Source organism: Ectopseudomonas composti, from assembly GCF_900115475.1.
Classification (GTDB): Bacteria; Pseudomonadota; Gammaproteobacteria; order Pseudomonadales; family Pseudomonadaceae; genus Aquipseudomonas; species Aquipseudomonas composti.
Genome location: NZ_FOWP01000001.1, coordinates 472,719 through 487,534 on the forward strand (window position 1 = coordinate 472,719; position 14,816 = coordinate 487,534).

Below are 14,816 nucleotides of genomic sequence, written 5' to 3' on the forward strand. Positions count from 1 at the left end.
AAGTTCAAGCCGCAAGTAAGCGACCGGCGCTCACGTGCGGCTTGTGGTTTGCAGCTCGGAGCTGCTTTTTAGGGCTTGGATTTTTCCAGGTAGCGGAAGAAGTCGCTGCCCGGATCCAGCACCAGCACGTCGCGTTTGTCAGCGAAGCTTTCACGGTAAGCACGCAGGCTACGGTAGAAGGAGTAAAACTCCTGATCCGTACCATAGGCCGCAGCGTAGATCGAAGCAGCCCGGGCATCACCGTCACCGCGCAACTCTTCGGATTCGCGATATGCCTCAGCCAAAAGCACGCGGCGCTGACGGTCGGCGTCAGCACGAATACCTTCGGCCAGCTCACGACCCTTGGCACGGTGCTCGCGAGCCTCACGCTCACGCTCGGTACTCATCCGCTCGAACACGCTGCGGTTGACTTCACGCGGCAGGTCGATGGCCTTGACCCGCACGTCGACCACCTCGATACCCAACTCACGCTCGGCAGCACGGTTGAGGGTAGCGGTCACGTCTGCCATCAGCGCATCACGCTCACCGGATACCGACTCATGCAGAGTGCGCTTACCGAACTGGTCACGCAGAGACGCTTCCAGACGACGCGCCAGACGCTCATCAGCGACCTGCTTCATGCCCGAGGTGGACTGATAGAAGCGCTCGGCATCCTTCACCCGCCACTTGGCATAGGCATCGACCATCAGTGCCTTCTTCTCCAGGGTAAGGAAGCGCGACGAGGTCGAATCCAGGGTCAGCAGGCGACCATCGAAGATGCGCACCTGGTTGACGTAAGGAATCTTCACATGCAGACCAGGTTGCACATCAGGCTGAACCACACGACCGAACTGCAGCAATACCGCGCGCTCTGTCTGCGCCACGATATAGAAGCTATTCCATGCCACCAGGGCCACAACCACGGCCACGATCAGGCCGATCAGGGACTTGTTGTTCATCAACGGCCCTCCCGGGTACGCAGGTTACGCTGCGACAGATCGCTGCTCAGCGGCACCGCCGGATCACGCGCTGTCGAATTGCTGCTGTTGGCAGAGCTGGAGGAAGAGGAACCGCCACGGCTGTCGATCATTTTGTCCAGCGGCAGATAGAGCAGGTTGTTCTGCCCCTTGTCGCCAGTGACCAGAACCTTGCTGGTATTGCTCATCAGCTCCTGCATGGTGTCCAGATACAGACGCTCGCGAGTGACTTCCGGTGCCTTGCGGTACTCGGTCACCAGCTTGGTGAAACGGTCAGCCTCACCCTGAGCACGAGCGATGACTTCGTCACGATAACCATTGGCCTCCTCCAGCAGACGCTGAGCTTGACCACGCGCCTCCGGAATCACACCGTTGGCGTAGGACTCGGCCTGGTTCTTCTCACGCTGCTCGTCTTCACGGGCGCGGATCACGTCATCGAAGGCTTCCTGAACTTCACGCGGCGCCGCAGCGCTCTGGATGTTCACCTGAGTGATGGTGATACCGGTGCGATAGTTGTCGAGGAAACGCTGCAGACGCTCACGCACCTCGCTGGCCATCAGTTCACGACCTTCGGTCAGCACCTGATCCATCTCGGTAGAGCCCACGACGTGGCGCACGGCACTGTCGGTAGCGTGCTGCAGGCTGACTTCCGGCTGGTCGACGTTGAGTACGAAGTCCTGCAGGTTGCTCACGCGGTACTGCACGGTCAGCGGCACCTCGATGATGTTCTCGTCCTCGGTCAGCATGGCGCCCTGCTTGCTGTAAGCGCGCTCACGAGTCACGTTTTCCTGAAACTTGCGATCAATCGGCGGGAAGTAGATGTTCAGGCCGGGACCTACGGTTTCGTGGTATTTGCCGAAGCGCAGCACTACAGCCTGCTCCTGCTCGTCCACCACATAGATCGCACTGTAAAGCCAGACCACCGCCAGCAGGCCGAGGCCAACGAACAGCAGACCGAAGCCACCGCCACCACCGCTGCGCCCGCTATCGTCGTCACCACGTTTCTTACCGCCACCGAACAAGCCGTTGAGGCTTTCTTGCAGCTTGCGGAACGCTTCGTCGAGATCCGGCGGGCCCTGGCGTCCACCGCCTTTGCGGCCGCCCCAAGGGTCTTGATTGTTCGAGTTTCCACCCGGCTCATTCCAAGCCATAGCGTTCTCCGTACTGATAAAGCAAAGGCGCGCCCACGGCGCGCCGGCCAATGCTACCCAAAGCCCTATGGTGACAGCAAAGCCACCGTCCCAGGCTTTATTGCAAAGTATGTTGCTCGATGAAGGTTTGAGGTTCCAAACCTTCGCGACTCACCAGGCGATTGAGCTCGACTCGCGGCAAACGTACCGCCAGCAGACTATGTCCCGACTCGTCATGCTCTTCGCTCTGCACCGCCCCCAGCGCGAAGAACTGCGCACGCAGTCGACCCAAACGCTGCGGCAGCTGCAGCGTGGCGACGAACAAATCTTCACCCAGCAGCTCTGCCACGGCTTGCCGCAGCAGCTCCAGACCACGCCCCTCGCGGGCCGAGAGCCAGACGCGAACCGGCTTACCGTCACCATCACGCTGGATCTGTGGTTCGACACCTTCCAACAAATCCAGCTTGTTGTACACCTCGAGCATCGGCAGCTCGCTCGCTCCGATTTCCTTGAGCACCGCCTGAACCTGCTCGATCTGCGCCATGCGCTCGGGCTCATGGGCATCGATCACGTGCAGCAATAGATCGGAATTGCTCGACTCTTCCAGCGTAGCGCGGAAGGCCTCGACCAGCTTGTGTGGCAGGTGGCGAATGAAGCCCACGGTATCGGCAAGGACGATCGGGCCAAGGTCGTCGAGCTCGAGCCGACGCAGAGTCGGATCGAGCGTGGCGAACAACTGGTCAGCCGCATAGACCTCGGAGGTCGTCAGGGCATTGAACAGCGTGGATTTGCCGGCGTTGGTGTAACCCACCAGCGAAACCGAAGGAATATCCGCACGTTTGCGCCCACGGCGCGCCTGCTCACGCTGACTGCGCACCTTCTCCAGCTTCTGCTTGATCTGACGAATCCGCACGCGCAACAAACGGCGGTCGGTTTCCAGCTGGGTTTCACCAGGGCCGCGCAGACCGATACCACCCTTCTGCCGTTCAAGGTGAGTCCAGCCGCGAACCAGCCGCGTGCTCATGTGATCGAGCTGAGCCAGCTCGACCTGCAGTTTGCCTTCATGGGTACGCGCGCGCTGGGCGAAGATATCGAGGATCAGTCCGGTGCGATCGAGCACACGGCATTCAAAGGCGCGCTCAAGGTTGCGCTCCTGGCTGGGTGTCAGGGTGTGGTTGAAGATGACCAGATCGGCCTCGATGGCCTTGACCTGGTCGCGCAGCTCCTCGACCTTGCCGCTGCCGATAAGGAACTTGGCAGTCAGGCGACTGCTGGGCACGCGAAAGAAAGCGACCATGTCAGCGCCTGCCGACATGGCCAATTCTTGGAACTCCTGGGGATCTTCGCTCGCCTCGGAGTCTTGGCCTTCCAGATGAACCAGGATGGCCCGCTCACCGCCCTCATGACGCTCGAAGAACAATGCGACCCCCTATCAGGCGTTACCCGGCTCGCCATCGGCTTGCTCGGCATCGCCAGCGCTCGGCAGACGTACCGGACGGCTTGGTACGACGGTGGAAATGGCGTGTTTGTAGACCATCTGGCTGACAGTGTTCTTCAGCAGGATGACGAACTGGTCGAATGACTCGATCTGGCCCTGCAGCTTGATGCCGTTGACCAGATAGATGGAAACAGGGACGCGTTCCTTACGCAGGGTATTCAGGTAAGGGTCTTGTAGCGAATGCCCTTTTGACATGTGCCGCACTCCTTTCGAGGATCAATTCAATAATTTTAGGTAAGTAAACAATGGCTTCAGACCGCCTCACCCCCAAGGATAGACGGCCAGCGGCAAGGTCTCATTTCAATATGGAGACGCTTTCCAGGTATTTCAAGGCGCGAGACAGATTGTCGCAGGCCAGGCTATCCAGCCACTGCAAACCGTCCCAGCCGCGTAGCCAGGTGAACTGACGCTTGGCCAATTGCCGAGTGGCGATAATGCCGCGCTCGACCATCTCGTCCCGGGACAGCTCGCCATCAAGGTATTCCCATACCTGGCGATAACCTACCGCCCGTATAGACGGTAATCCCGCGTGCAAGTCACTTCGTCTACGCAAGGCTTCGACCTCTTCCACGAAACCCTGTTCCAACATCGCCCGAAATCGTTGAGCGATGCGGTCATGCAGAACCTGACGCTGCGCTGGTGCGATAGCAAGCTGAACAACAGTATAGGGTAATTGCCAGGCGCCCGATGTGCCCGTATCGGGATTTCCTGCAGCCTGCCGCCGGCGATGCTCGGTCATGCTCAGGCCACTTGCGCGATAGACCTCCAGCGCTCGGGTCAGACGCTGCGGATCATTGGGATGGATGCGCGCCGCAGACTCCGGATCGACTGCAGCCAACTCCCGATGCAGCACCTCCCAACCCTCGGTCGCCGCTCGCGCTTCCAGCTCGGCGCGGATGACTGGATCAGCACTGGGCATATCGGCCAAGCCTTCCAGCAGGGCCTTGTAATACAGCATGGTGCCACCGACCAGCAGCGGAATACGCCCACGTGCCGTGCTTTCGGCCATGGCAGCCAGCGCGTCGGCGCGAAACTCCGCAGCCGAATAGCTTTCGGCCGGATCACGAATGTCGATCAGTGCGTGAGGAAACGCCTCAAGCACGCTGCGCTCCGGCTTGGCCGTGCCGATATCCATGCCACGATAGACCAGCGCTGAATCGACGCTGATCAGGTCGCAAGGCAACACGCGGGCGAGTTCCAGCGCCAGATCGGTCTTACCGGCGGCGGTCGGCCCCATCAGGAAGATGGCCGGTGGCAATTGAGCCATCAGCGGCCCCGCAGGAACAGTTTGTCGAGGTCGTCCATGCCCAGCTGCGTCCAGGTCGGACGGCCATGGTTGCACTGCCCGCTGCGCTCGGTCTGCTCCATGTCACGCAGCAGGCCGTTCATCTCAGGAAGGGTCAGACGCCGATTGGCGCGCACCGCACCATGGCAAGCCATGGTTGCCAGCAACTCGTTGAGATGCGCCTGGATACGGTCGCTGGTGCCGTACTCCAGCAGATCAGCCAGCACATCACGCACCAGCTGGGTAGCTTCGGCCTGTTTGAGCAGCGCCGGAATCTGTCGAATCGCTACCGTTTCTTCACCCAGGCGCTGCAATTCAAAGCCCAGACGCTGAAACCACTCGCCATGTTCCTCGGCGCAATCTGCTTCACGCTGACTGAGGGCGATGGACTCGGGCACCAGTAGCGGCTGGCCACGCAGTCCTTCACTGGCCATGGCGTGCTTCAGTCGCTCGTAGGTGATGCGTTCGTGAGCCGCGTGCATATCCACCACCACCATGCCCTGGGCATTCTCGGCAAGGATATAGACACCCTTGAGCTGCGCCACGGCGTAACCGAGCGGCGGAATGTCGCCCTGCTCCTGCGGCATGGGCTGAGCCTGGGCCGCCGGTAATGGCGAAAAATACTCGCGATACGCCGCCTGAGCCTCGCCAGCCGATACACCGGGGCTACTGGCTGGCTGCTGGTACCCGGCGCCACTGCCACGCCAGGCCGGCTGAACGCTGGAGGCGGGCATTTCAAGAATGCTGGCGGCCAGGCCCATCTCGCCCTGCGGGCCGAACTCCCCGGCAGCCAGGCCGGTCGGGCGCACCATATGCGATACGGCGGCCGGAGCGGCCACCTGATCCTCTGGGCGGACATCAGCCAGCGCACGATGCAGCGTGCCGTAGAGGAAGTCGTGGACCATCCGACTTTCACGGAAGCGCACTTCGTGCTTGGTCGGGTGCACGTTGACGTCCACCGTCGCCGGATCGATCTCCAGAAACAGCACGAAAGCAGGATGGCGACCGTTGAACAGCACGTCGCGAAAGGCCTGGCGCACCGCATGAGCCACCAGTTTGTCGCGCACCATGCGCCCATTGACATAGAAATACTGCAGATCCGCCTGGCTGCGGGAGAACGTCGGCAAGCCGACCCAACCCCACAAACGCAGACCGCCGCGCTCAATCTCGATTGGCAGCGCCTGCTCAAGGAAGGCCGACCCACAAACCGAGGCGACACGACGCGCGCGGCTCATCTCGTCACCGGCCTCGTGCAGGCTGAGCACGGTTTTGCCGTTATGACGCAGATGGAAGCCGACATCGAAGCGCGCCAGCGCCAGGCGCTTGATCACTTCCTGCAGGTGGTCGAATTCGGTTTTCTCGGCGCGCAGGAATTTGCGCCGCGCCGGGGTATTGAAGAATAGGTCACGCACTTCCACCGAGGTGCCCACCGGGTGCGCAGCAGGCTGCACCCGTGGCTCCATGTCGCGCCCTTCGGTTTCAACCTGCCAGGCCTGATCGGCATCGGCGGTACGCGAGGTCAGGGTCAGGCGTGATACCGAACTGATCGACGCCAGCGCCTCGCCACGAAAACCCATGCTGAGCACGGCTTCGAGGTCTTCGAGCTCACGAATCTTGCTAGTGGCGTGGCGCGCCAGTGCCAGGGGCAGGTCGTCCGGTGCGATACCGCCACCATCATCGCGCACTTTGAGCAGCTTGACGCCGCCTTGCTCGACTTCGACATCGATACGCCGGGCACCTGAGTCCAGACTGTTCTCCAGCAGCTCCTTGGCTACCGACGCCGGGCGCTCGACCACCTCGCCCGCAGCGATCTGGTTGGCCAGGCGCGGGCTGAGCAAATGAATACGGGACATGTCACTCACTACTGGGCCGCCAGCGCTGTGGCGGGTATATGCAATGTCTGGCCGACCTTGATCACGTCGCCATTGAGCTTATTAGCGCTGCGCAGCGACGCCAGGCTGATCTGGTAACGCTGGGCGATCAGCGCCAGGCTCTCGCCACGCGCCACAACGTGCTCACGCGGGCCAGCAGCGATCTTGCCTTCATCACGCAGCCAGGCGACGTAAGTACCGGGCGGCGGATTTTCGTGGAAGAACTGCTTGACCCCGGAAGTGATCGAACGCGCCAGCGCCTGCTGATGATTGGCGGTGTGCAACTTCTTCGCTTCGTTGGGGTTGGAGATGAAGCCGGTCTCCACCAGGATCGAGGGAATATCCGGCGATTTCAGCACCATGAAGCCCGCCTGCTCGACGCGACGCTTGTGCAGCGGGGTAATACCACCCATGTTCGACAGCACCTTCTGACCGACGTTGAGGCTGGAGGAGAGCGACGCGGTCATCGACAGGTCCAGCAACACGCCAGCGAGCATCTTGTCCTTGTCGTCGAGGCTGACGTTGCCAGCCCCGCCGATCAGGTCGGACTGGTTCTCGGCGTCGGCCAGCCAGCGCGCGGTCTCGGAGGTAGCGCCGCGTTCGGACAGGGCATAGACCGAAGCACCGAATGCCGAGGAGCGCGGCGCGGCATCGGCATGAATGGACACGAACAGGTCGGCGCCTTTCTTGCGCGCGATCTCGGTACGCTTGCGCAGCGGAATGAAGTAGTCGCCGGTACGCACCAGTTCACCACGGAAGCCTTTCTCGGCGTTGATCTGCCGCTGCAGCTCCTTGGCGATGGCCAGGGTCACGTTCTTTTCATACTGGCCCTTGACCGGCGACAGCGCGCCAGGGTCCTCGCCACCATGGCCGGCATCGATGGCGACGACGATGTCGCGCTTGCCATTGGGCACGGGTGTCAGCTTGGGCGGAGGCTGGGTCGGAGTAACCGGCACCGGCGGCGCACTAGCGGCAACGCTGGGCGCCTGAGTGGCGGGCGGCGCACTGCCCTGATCAAACAGATCGACGACCAGGCGATGGCCGTACTGCTGATTCGGCGCTAGGGTGAAGCTCTTCGGTGAGACAGGCGCGGAAAGGTCGATGACCACGCGCAGGTCATCAGCGCTACGCTGAGCCGAGCGCACACCAGTAATCGGGGTGTTGGCGAGGGAAAGCTGCTCGAGATTGGTGGCTAACTTGGCGCCACTGACGTCGATAACGATGCGATCAGGCGCGGCCAGGGTGAACACGCTGTGCTGCACCGGGCCGGACAGATCGAAGACCAGACGGGTATTGTCAGGAGCACGCCACAGGCGCACACCACGTACATCGGAGGCAGCAAACGCCTCGGCGGCCAGGGCCGCCAACAATACCCCAACAGCGGTAACCAGCGCGCCTATGCGCATAACCAACCCCATCGCTTCTTATTCATTCCTTGCTGCTCAGAGCCTTGCACCAGGCCTCCCCTCGAGCCCCATGCCCCTGCAGCAATAGCGAACGGCCGCTCGCTTGGGGGCTAATGGTAATGTCCAGGTCGGGCTTTGGCAAAACGCCCGCGCCACGCTGCGGCCATTCGATCAGGCACAAAGCGTCACCTTCGAAGTAATCGCGGATACCGAGAAACTCCAGTTCCTCCGGGTCAACCAGGCGATAGAGGTCGAAATGAAAGGCGCGCACATCACCGATTTCGTAGGGCTCGACCAGGGTAAAGGTCGGGCTCTTGACCGCACCGACATGGCCCAGACCACGCAGAATGCCGCGGGAAAGGGTGGTTTTGCCGGCGCCCAGGTCGCCATGCAGATAAATGATGCCGACGCCGTCACTGACTTCAGCGATCCGCGCACCCAAGGCCAGCATCACTGCCTCGTCAGCCGCTTCGAACTTCACTTCACACAAGGGCACAACTCCTCCAATAACTGACGAATGGTGCCGGGTAGATCACCAGCAGCCAACCCACGCCCCTGCGCGGCGAGCACCTCGCCAGCTCGCGCATGCAGCCATACCGCCAGGCAGGCAGCATCGTATGCCGCCATTCCTTGCGCCAGCAGCGCCCCGATCAAGCCCGCCAAGACATCACCCAAACCCGCCCCGGCCATCGCCGGGTGACCACGATCACACAACGCAAGGCGCCCGTCCGGCGCTGCAATCAAACTGCCGGCGCCCTTGAGGACGACTACCAGCCCGAAGCGCTGCGCCAGGACTCGCGCCGCAGCCGGCCTATCAGCCTGAAGCTCGGCGGTCTCGACGCCGAGCAAGCGCGCGGCTTCACCGGGATGAGGGGTCAGCACGCCCTGGCGCGGCCCTGCGACCTGGCCAGCAGCCAGAAGATTCAGTGCATCAGCATCCCAGACCTGTGGCACCTCGAGAGTGCAGACGCCTGACAACAGGCTGCGCGACCAAGCCCCCTGCCCCAGGCCAGGGCCTACTACGCAGACATCGGCACGCTCGATCAGTGCCACCAGCTGATTGGCCGAGGCCACCGCAGCGCACATGATCTCAGGCCGCCGCATCAGTGCTGCAGCGACATGTTCGGCTCGCGTCGCCAGAGACACCAGCCCGGCGCCAGCACGCAGTGCGCTGTCGGCACACAACAGCGCCGCGCCGCCCATACCCAGGTCGCCACCGACCACCAGCAGGTGGCCAAACTGGCCCTTGTGCGCCACCGGCGAACGCGCGGCCAGACGCGGCAGATTGGCCGGATCGAGACGCCAAGCTTCGCTGGCAGCGCCAGCCAATAGCTGAGCATCACCCTGCAGATCGTCGAACTGCAGCTCACCGCACAACTCCGGGCCGACGCCCGTCAGCAGGCCGAGCTTGAGAGCGATGAAGGTCACGGTCAGATCGGCGCGTACCGCCACACCCAGGCGTGCGCCGCTGTCAGCGTGCAAACCAGAGGGGATATCCACGGCGAGTACCGGCAGTGCGCTCTGATTGAGCATGCGGATCGCCTGGGCATACGGTTCCCGCACGGCACCCGCCAGGCCCGTACCGAGCAACGCATCGACCACGACCCCAGCCAAGGGGGCGCACTCGCTCCACGGCAGAATCGCCACACCGGCATTCCTGGCCTCGGCGCAAGCCTGGGCAGCGTCACCACTCAGCGCTGCCGAATCACCCACCGCCAGCACCCGCACGCGCCAGCCAGCGCGCTGCGCCAGGGCTGCGATCAGATAACCATCACCGGCATTGTTGCCACGCCCAGCCAGCACCGTAATTTCCCCAGCATCCGGCCAGCGCCTACGCAGGGCGCGCCAAGCCGCATGGGCAGCGCGCTGCATCAACGCGAAACCAGGCGTGCCAGCTGCGATCAGCTGCGCGTCCAGCGTTCGCACCTGCTCGGCACTGTGCAGGCTCAAGGGTAAAGAGGCAGAAAGTGGATGCATGACTCGCTCACGACGGATGTCTGGCAGAATTATACCCACGTCCATCGCCTGCGCCCGCCCATGTCCGATCAAACCCTCGACCTCAACGCCCTCGCCCTGTCCATCAAGGACTGGGGGCGTGAGCTGGGCTTTCAGCAGGTCGGCATCACCGATGTCGAGCTGGGCGAGCACGAGGCGCACTTGCAACGTTGGCTCGACGCCGGCTACCAGGGCGAAATGGACTACATGGCCGCTCACGGCAGCAAACGCTCGCACCCCGATGAGCTGGTGCCCGGCACCCTGCGCGTGGTGTCCCTGCGCATGGATTACCTGCCCGGTGATACGCAGATGGCCCAGCGCCTGAAGGAGCCAGAACAGGCCTACGTGTCGCGTTATGCCCTGGGCCGCGACTACCACAAGCTGATCCGCAAGCGCCTGCAGCAGTTGGCCGAACGCATCCAGCAGCAGATCGGCCCGTTCGGCTACCGCGCCTTCGTCGACAGCGCTCCGGTGCTGGAAAAGGCCATCGCCGAAAAGGCAGGCCTCGGCTGGATCGGCAAGAACACCCTGGTGCTCAACCGCAAGGCGGGCAGCTATTTCTTTCTCGGCGAACTGTTCGTCGACTTGCCCCTGCCGGTGGACGCCGCGCATGCCAGCGAACATTGCGGACGCTGCAGCGCGTGCATGGACATCTGCCCCACGGCAGCCTTCGCCGGCCCTTATGTGCTGGATGCCCGGCGCTGCATCTCCTACCTGACCATCGAGCTGAAAGGCTCGATCCCAGTAGAGTTACGCGCGCCCATCGGCAACCGGGTGTTCGGCTGTGATGACTGCCAGATCGTCTGCCCCTGGAATCGCTTTGCCCGTCCTACCGAGCAGGGCGACTTTCAGCCACGCCATGGTTTGGACAACAGCGGCCTGGCCGAACTGTTCCTGTGGACGGAAGAGGAGTTTCTCAGCCGAACCGAGGGTTCGCCGCTGCGCCGCGCCGGCTACGAGCGCTGGCTGCGTAACCTGGCAGTCGGCCTGGGCAATGCGCCTTCGACCATTCCGGTGCTGCTGGCCCTGCAAGCGCGCCGCGAGCACCCGTCGGAACTGGTGCGCGAACATGTCGAGTGGGCGCTGGAGCGACACGGCGCCTTGTAGCCCGAATGAAACCCGGGAGTAGCGCCACCTGTTTCCCCGGATTGCATCCGAGCTACGGTACTTTGCCTCTCAGACCTTGAGGAAGTGCTTACGGTAGTGGCGCAACTCGGCGATGGACTCGCGGATGTCGTCCAACGCCTGGTGCGTGCCGGTTTTCTGGAAGCTGTCCTTGACCTCCGGCGCCCACATGCCAGCCAGAATTTTCAGGGTCGAGACATCCAGATAGCGGTAGTGAAAGTAGGCTTCCAGTGCCGGCATGTACTTGTAGAGGAAGCGGCGATCCTGGCCAATACTGTTGCCGCAGATCGGTGATTTGCCCTTCGGCACCCACTGTTCAAGAAAGACGATGGTCTGCGCTTCAGCCATGGCGCTGTCGATACGGCTCTCACGCACGCGCTGGGTCAGACCACTCTGACCATGGGTGCGGGTGTTCCACTCGTCCATGCCGGCCAGGGTCTCGTCGCTCTGATGAATGGCGATCACCGGCCCCTCGGCGAGCACGTTCAGCTCGCTGTCGGTGACGATGGTGGCCATCTCGATGATCACATCGCGCTCCGGCTCCAGGCCGGTCATTTCCAGGTCGATCCAGATCAGGTTATTGGGGTTTTGCATGGTGGGGGCTCCTAGACTCAGGCGCCAAGTCTAGCGGATATCCGCCTCCTTGATCTGCCAGAGAAACAGCGCGGTCTGCCGCCCTTCGTTGACCTCCAGCAGCCGGTCGGCCGGCGCCCCGGGAATCTCGAAGGTATTGCTGATCAGCCAGCTGCCAGCGCCCATCTCGGCCTGGGCCTTGGCCCAGAGACGGGTCATCGGCACCGGCGAGAGAAAGCAGTACACGACGTCGAAGCACCCAAGGTCGACGCGCCAGATACTGCGATAGCGGATGCTGCAATTTTCCTGCAACAGGCAGCGCAACCACGCGACAACGAACAGCAGCGGCGCTGTTTCGACACCGACGAACTGGCCACGCGGGAACTGTCGAGCCAGCTGCAGCAAGGTACCAGCGGTGCCACAGCCCAGGTCGACGAAGCGCAATGGCGGCTCGCGCTCGCTCAAAAATTGCTGCAGACGCTGCTGCGCCTTGCGCCCGCTCAAGTAAAGCGGCACCTGCTCACGCCAGCTGTTCCAGTTGACCAAAAGCAGCAGCACGAAGCCCAACAGGAACAGCCATGCCGGCATATCGATGCGCTGCACCACCAACAATGCCGGCAGGAACGCCAGGTTTATCCACAGCCACCAACGCGACAGGCCCAGGCGCCAGCCGATCCCGGCAGCCAGAACGCCTTGCAGCAAAGCCACCGAAAACAGCGACATGCGCCAGGGCAGCAAGGCCAGCAAGGCCAGCAGATAGACCAGCACCACCACCAGCGCAATGGCCAACCCTTGCGCCAAAAGAGCGCGCAGCACCGGTAGCCGCAGCACCGCTCTCTCCCCGCCTGTCATCATTGCCAGCCCCTGCTCCTGACAGCCGAATGGCCACCGAGCGCTCATGCTAAACTCGCCGCGATCAACACTCCACTACCCCCGGAAACTCCATGGCCAAACGCCAACTCAACCGCCGCCAGAGCTGGCGTATCGAAAAGATTCAAGGCGAACGCGCCGCTCGCGCCGCCAAGCGCGAATCGAAGGCAGTGGAAGCACTGGAAGGCGGCGACCTGGGCCCTGAGCAGACCGGCCTGGTCATCGCTCACTTCGGGGTGCAGGTAGAGATCGAGGGTTTACAGGGCGAGCTGGCCGGCCAGATCTTTCGCTGTCACCTACGCGCCAACCTGCCGGCGCTGGTCACCGGCGACCAGGTAGTCTGGCGGCCCGGCAATCAGGGTGATGGCGTCATCGTTGCGCAACTGCCGAGAAACAGCGAGCTGTGCCGCCCCGACATGCGCGGCCAGCTCAAGCCGGTGGCTGCCAACGTCGACCAGATCGTTATCGTCTTCGCTCCGCTCCCCGAGCCGCACGCCAACCTGATCGACCGCTATCTGGTCGCCGCCGAGCATGCCGGCATTCGCCCCCTGCTGCTGCTGAACAAGGCCGACCTGATCGACGAGCAGAACAAGGTGGCGCTGGATGCCCTGCTCACGGTCTATCGCCAGCTGGAGTACCCGCTGCTGGAAGTCTCGGCCCATCAGGGCGATGGCATGGAGCAACTGAAGAAACATCTGGATGGCAACGTCAGCGTATTCGTCGGCCAGTCCGGTGTTGGTAAATCATCCCTGGTCAACGGCCTGCTGCCCGGCGTCGACACCCGTGTCGGCGCGTTGTCGGAACTGACCGGCAAGGGCACGCACACCACCACCACGGCGCGCCTGTTCCATTTCCCCGGCGGCGGTCAGCTGATCGACTCCCCCGGCATTCGCGAGTTCGGCCTGGGCCATGTCAGCCGTGATGATGTGGAGGCAGGCTTCATCGAGTTCCACGACCTGCTTGGCCGCTGTCGCTTCCGCGATTGCAAGCACGACCGCGAGCCTGGTTGCGCACTGCTGCAGGCACTGGAAGACGGTCGTGTGCAGCCGCAGCGGATGGCCAGCTACCGGCACATCCTCGCCAGCCTGCCGCAGGACGATTACTGATTGTTCAGCTGATCGAGCGGGCTATTGCCATTCTCGAAGATGTTCAAGCGCTCACGCAGTTGATCGGCCGGTAGCGCTTCGGCGGGCGGCCCTGGCGGAGTGCCGGCGGGTGCCGCCTCCTGCGTTGCCGGCTCTGCACCAGCGCCCTGCTCGCCCTCGATCGCGCGCTGCGCCTTCTTGGTCAGCACGACGATATCGATGCGCCGATTGACGGGATTGAACGGATCCTCGCGGTCAAACAGGGCCGACGACGCATAGCCGACGACGCGCGCCACCTGCTCGTCCGGATACCCACCCGCCACCAGGGTGCGTCTCGCTGCATTCGCGCGATTGGAGGACAGCTCCCAGTTGCCAAAATCGCCACGCCCGGAAAAGGGCTTGGCGTCGGTATGGCCGCTGACGCTGATCTTGTTCGGCACCGCGCGAATGGTGTCGGCCATGGCCAGCAGGATGTCTTCGAAATAAGGCTGAAGGTCAGCACTGCCGAGGGCGAACATGGGACGATTCTCGGCGTCCATGATCTGAATGCGCAGGCCATCCTGGGTGATCTCGAACAGAATCTGGTCCTTGAAGCGCTGCAGTTCGGGGTTTTCCTCGACCTTGTTCTGCAGCTCCTGCAACAGCAGCTCCAGGCGCTCCTGTTCCATTTTTTCAGCCAGGGTTTCGATCTGATCCGTGCTTACGCCAGTCTCATCCGGCTGGCTCTCCGGTGTCTCGGAGACGTCCGGGTTGAGCGTGCGCTCGGGCGCCGGCGTCGGCGTACCGCCCAGGTCGATGGCGTAGGGGCTGGCACTTTCGGTGAAGCCGATGGGGTCCTGGAAGTAACCGGAAATCGCGCGTTTCTGTTCCGGCGTGGCCGACGACATCAGCCACATCACCAGGAAGAACGCCATCATGGCGGTAGCAAAGTCGGCGAACGCGATCTTCCAGGCACCGCCATGGTGCCCGCCAGCGGTCTTCTTGACCCGCTTGACGATGATGGGTTGGTTATTTTCCATGGC

General features: G+C 62.7%; 14 protein-coding genes. 2 read left to right on the forward strand and 12 right to left on the reverse strand.

Annotated elements, in window-relative coordinates; translation table 11 throughout:
* Nucleotides 1-68: 68 nt before the first annotated feature.
* The 9 genes from hflC to BM059_RS02150 all read right to left on the reverse strand — a co-directional run bounded on the left by hflC (nt 69) and on the right by BM059_RS02150 (nt 10,123).
* Complete coding sequence (gene hflC / locus BM059_RS02110) at nt 69-938, reverse strand: protease modulator HflC (RefSeq protein WP_074936387.1); 870 nt, start codon at nt 936-938, stop codon at nt 69-71.
* Nucleotides 938-2,107, reverse strand: coding sequence for an FtsH protease activity modulator HflK (hflK, locus tag BM059_RS02115; RefSeq protein ID WP_074936389.1), 1,170 nt, complete (start codon nt 2,105-2,107; stop codon nt 938-940). Before hflK ends, hflC begins: the two co-directional genes overlap by 1 nt.
* A gap of 97 nt (nt 2,108-2,204) precedes the next feature.
* Entirely contained in the window at nt 2,205-3,506 is a 1,302-nt protein-coding gene (hflX, locus tag BM059_RS02120) for a ribosome rescue GTPase HflX (RefSeq protein ID WP_037004288.1), read from the reverse strand.
* Nucleotides 3,507-3,518: 12 nt separating this feature from the next.
* On the reverse strand, nt 3,519-3,779 hold the full coding sequence (gene hfq, locus BM059_RS02125) for an RNA chaperone Hfq (protein ID WP_003459200.1): 261 nt from the start codon (nt 3,777-3,779) through the stop codon (nt 3,519-3,521).
* Between the two features lie 100 nt (nt 3,780-3,879).
* Complete coding sequence (gene miaA / locus BM059_RS02130; RefSeq protein ID WP_074936391.1) at nt 3,880-4,851, reverse strand: tRNA (adenosine(37)-N6)-dimethylallyltransferase MiaA; 972 nt, start codon at nt 4,849-4,851, stop codon at nt 3,880-3,882.
* Complete coding sequence (mutL, locus tag BM059_RS02135; RefSeq protein ID WP_074936792.1) at nt 4,851-6,722, reverse strand: DNA mismatch repair endonuclease MutL; 1,872 nt, start codon at nt 6,720-6,722, stop codon at nt 4,851-4,853. Before mutL ends, miaA begins: the two co-directional genes overlap by 1 nt.
* 8 nt (nt 6,723-6,730) lie before the next feature.
* Nucleotides 6,731-8,158 carry an N-acetylmuramoyl-L-alanine amidase gene (locus tag BM059_RS02140; RefSeq protein WP_208606083.1) on the reverse strand — a complete coding sequence of 476 codons (1,428 nt, stop codon included), beginning with the start codon at nt 8,156-8,158 and terminating at the stop codon, nt 6,731-6,733.
* Between the two features lie 10 nt (nt 8,159-8,168).
* On the reverse strand, nt 8,169-8,636 hold the full coding sequence (gene tsaE / locus BM059_RS02145; protein WP_279626466.1) for a tRNA (adenosine(37)-N6)-threonylcarbamoyltransferase complex ATPase subunit type 1 TsaE: 468 nt from the start codon (nt 8,634-8,636) through the stop codon (nt 8,169-8,171).
* Nucleotides 8,624-10,123, reverse strand: coding sequence for a bifunctional ADP-dependent NAD(P)H-hydrate dehydratase/NAD(P)H-hydrate epimerase (locus BM059_RS02150; RefSeq protein ID WP_074936394.1), 1,500 nt, complete (start codon nt 10,121-10,123; stop codon nt 8,624-8,626). Before BM059_RS02150 ends, tsaE begins: the two co-directional genes overlap by 13 nt.
* A gap of 60 nt (nt 10,124-10,183) precedes the next feature.
* On the opposite strand from BM059_RS02150, the gene queG reads away from it, so the two are divergent.
* A complete protein-coding gene (gene queG / locus BM059_RS02155) occupies nt 10,184-11,248 on the forward strand; it encodes a tRNA epoxyqueuosine(34) reductase QueG (RefSeq protein WP_074936795.1) in 1,065 nt (354 codons plus the stop codon).
* 69 nt (nt 11,249-11,317) lie between these two features.
* Here queG and orn read toward each other — a convergent pair whose 3' ends face one another.
* Both orn and BM059_RS02165 read right to left on the reverse strand, forming a co-directional pair.
* Nucleotides 11,318-11,860 carry an oligoribonuclease gene (gene orn / locus BM059_RS02160; protein ID WP_074936396.1) on the reverse strand — a complete coding sequence of 181 codons (543 nt, stop codon included), beginning with the start codon at nt 11,858-11,860 and terminating at the stop codon, nt 11,318-11,320.
* Between the two features lie 30 nt (nt 11,861-11,890).
* Nucleotides 11,891-12,694, reverse strand: a complete 804-nt coding sequence (locus tag BM059_RS02165) for a class I SAM-dependent methyltransferase (protein WP_074936398.1) — start codon at nt 12,692-12,694, stop codon at nt 11,891-11,893.
* Between the two features lie 89 nt (nt 12,695-12,783).
* Here BM059_RS02165 and rsgA point away from each other — a divergent pair, with 89 nt between their 5' ends.
* Entirely contained in the window at nt 12,784-13,815 is a 1,032-nt protein-coding gene (rsgA, locus tag BM059_RS02170; protein WP_037002696.1) for a small ribosomal subunit biogenesis GTPase RsgA, read from the forward strand.
* Here rsgA and motB read toward each other — a convergent pair.
* Nucleotides 13,809-14,813: a flagellar motor protein MotB gene (motB, locus tag BM059_RS02175; RefSeq protein WP_074936400.1), complete on the reverse strand. Its 1,005-nt coding sequence runs from the start codon at nt 14,811-14,813 to the stop codon at nt 13,809-13,811. The genes rsgA and motB overlap by 7 nt on opposite strands.
* Nucleotides 14,814-14,816: the final 3 nt, after the last annotated feature.

Excerpts from the sequence above, each read along its gene's own strand:
- hflC (WP_074936387.1), bottom strand. The coding sequence starts at position 938 with ATGAACAACAAGTCCCTGATCGGCCTGATCGTGGCCGTGGTTGTGGCC.
- hflK (WP_074936389.1), bottom strand. The coding sequence starts at position 2,107 with ATGGCTTGGAATGAGCCGGGTGGAAACTCGAACAATCAAGACCCTTGG.
- hfq (WP_003459200.1), bottom strand. The coding sequence starts at position 3,779 with ATGTCAAAAGGGCATTCGCTACAAGACCCTTACCTGAATACCCTGCGT.
- miaA (WP_074936391.1), bottom strand. The coding sequence starts at position 4,851 with ATGGCTCAATTGCCACCGGCCATCTTCCTGATGGGGCCGACCGCCGCC.
- mutL (WP_074936792.1), bottom strand. The coding sequence starts at position 6,722 with ATGTCCCGTATTCATTTGCTCAGCCCGCGCCTGGCCAACCAGATCGCT.
- BM059_RS02140 (WP_208606083.1), bottom strand. The coding sequence starts at position 8,158 with ATGGGGTTGGTTATGCGCATAGGCGCGCTGGTTACCGCTGTTGGGGTA.
- BM059_RS02150 (WP_074936394.1), bottom strand. The coding sequence starts at position 10,123 with ATGCATCCACTTTCTGCCTCTTTACCCTTGAGCCTGCACAGTGCCGAG.
- queG (WP_074936795.1), top strand. The coding sequence starts at position 10,184 with ATGTCCGATCAAACCCTCGACCTCAACGCCCTCGCCCTGTCCATCAAG.
- orn (WP_074936396.1), bottom strand. The coding sequence starts at position 11,860 with ATGCAAAACCCCAATAACCTGATCTGGATCGACCTGGAAATGACCGGC.
- BM059_RS02165 (WP_074936398.1), bottom strand. The coding sequence starts at position 12,694 with ATGATGACAGGCGGGGAGAGAGCGGTGCTGCGGCTACCGGTGCTGCGC.
- rsgA (WP_037002696.1), top strand. The coding sequence starts at position 12,784 with ATGGCCAAACGCCAACTCAACCGCCGCCAGAGCTGGCGTATCGAAAAG.
- motB (WP_074936400.1), bottom strand. The coding sequence starts at position 14,813 with ATGGAAAATAACCAACCCATCATCGTCAAGCGGGTCAAGAAGACCGCT.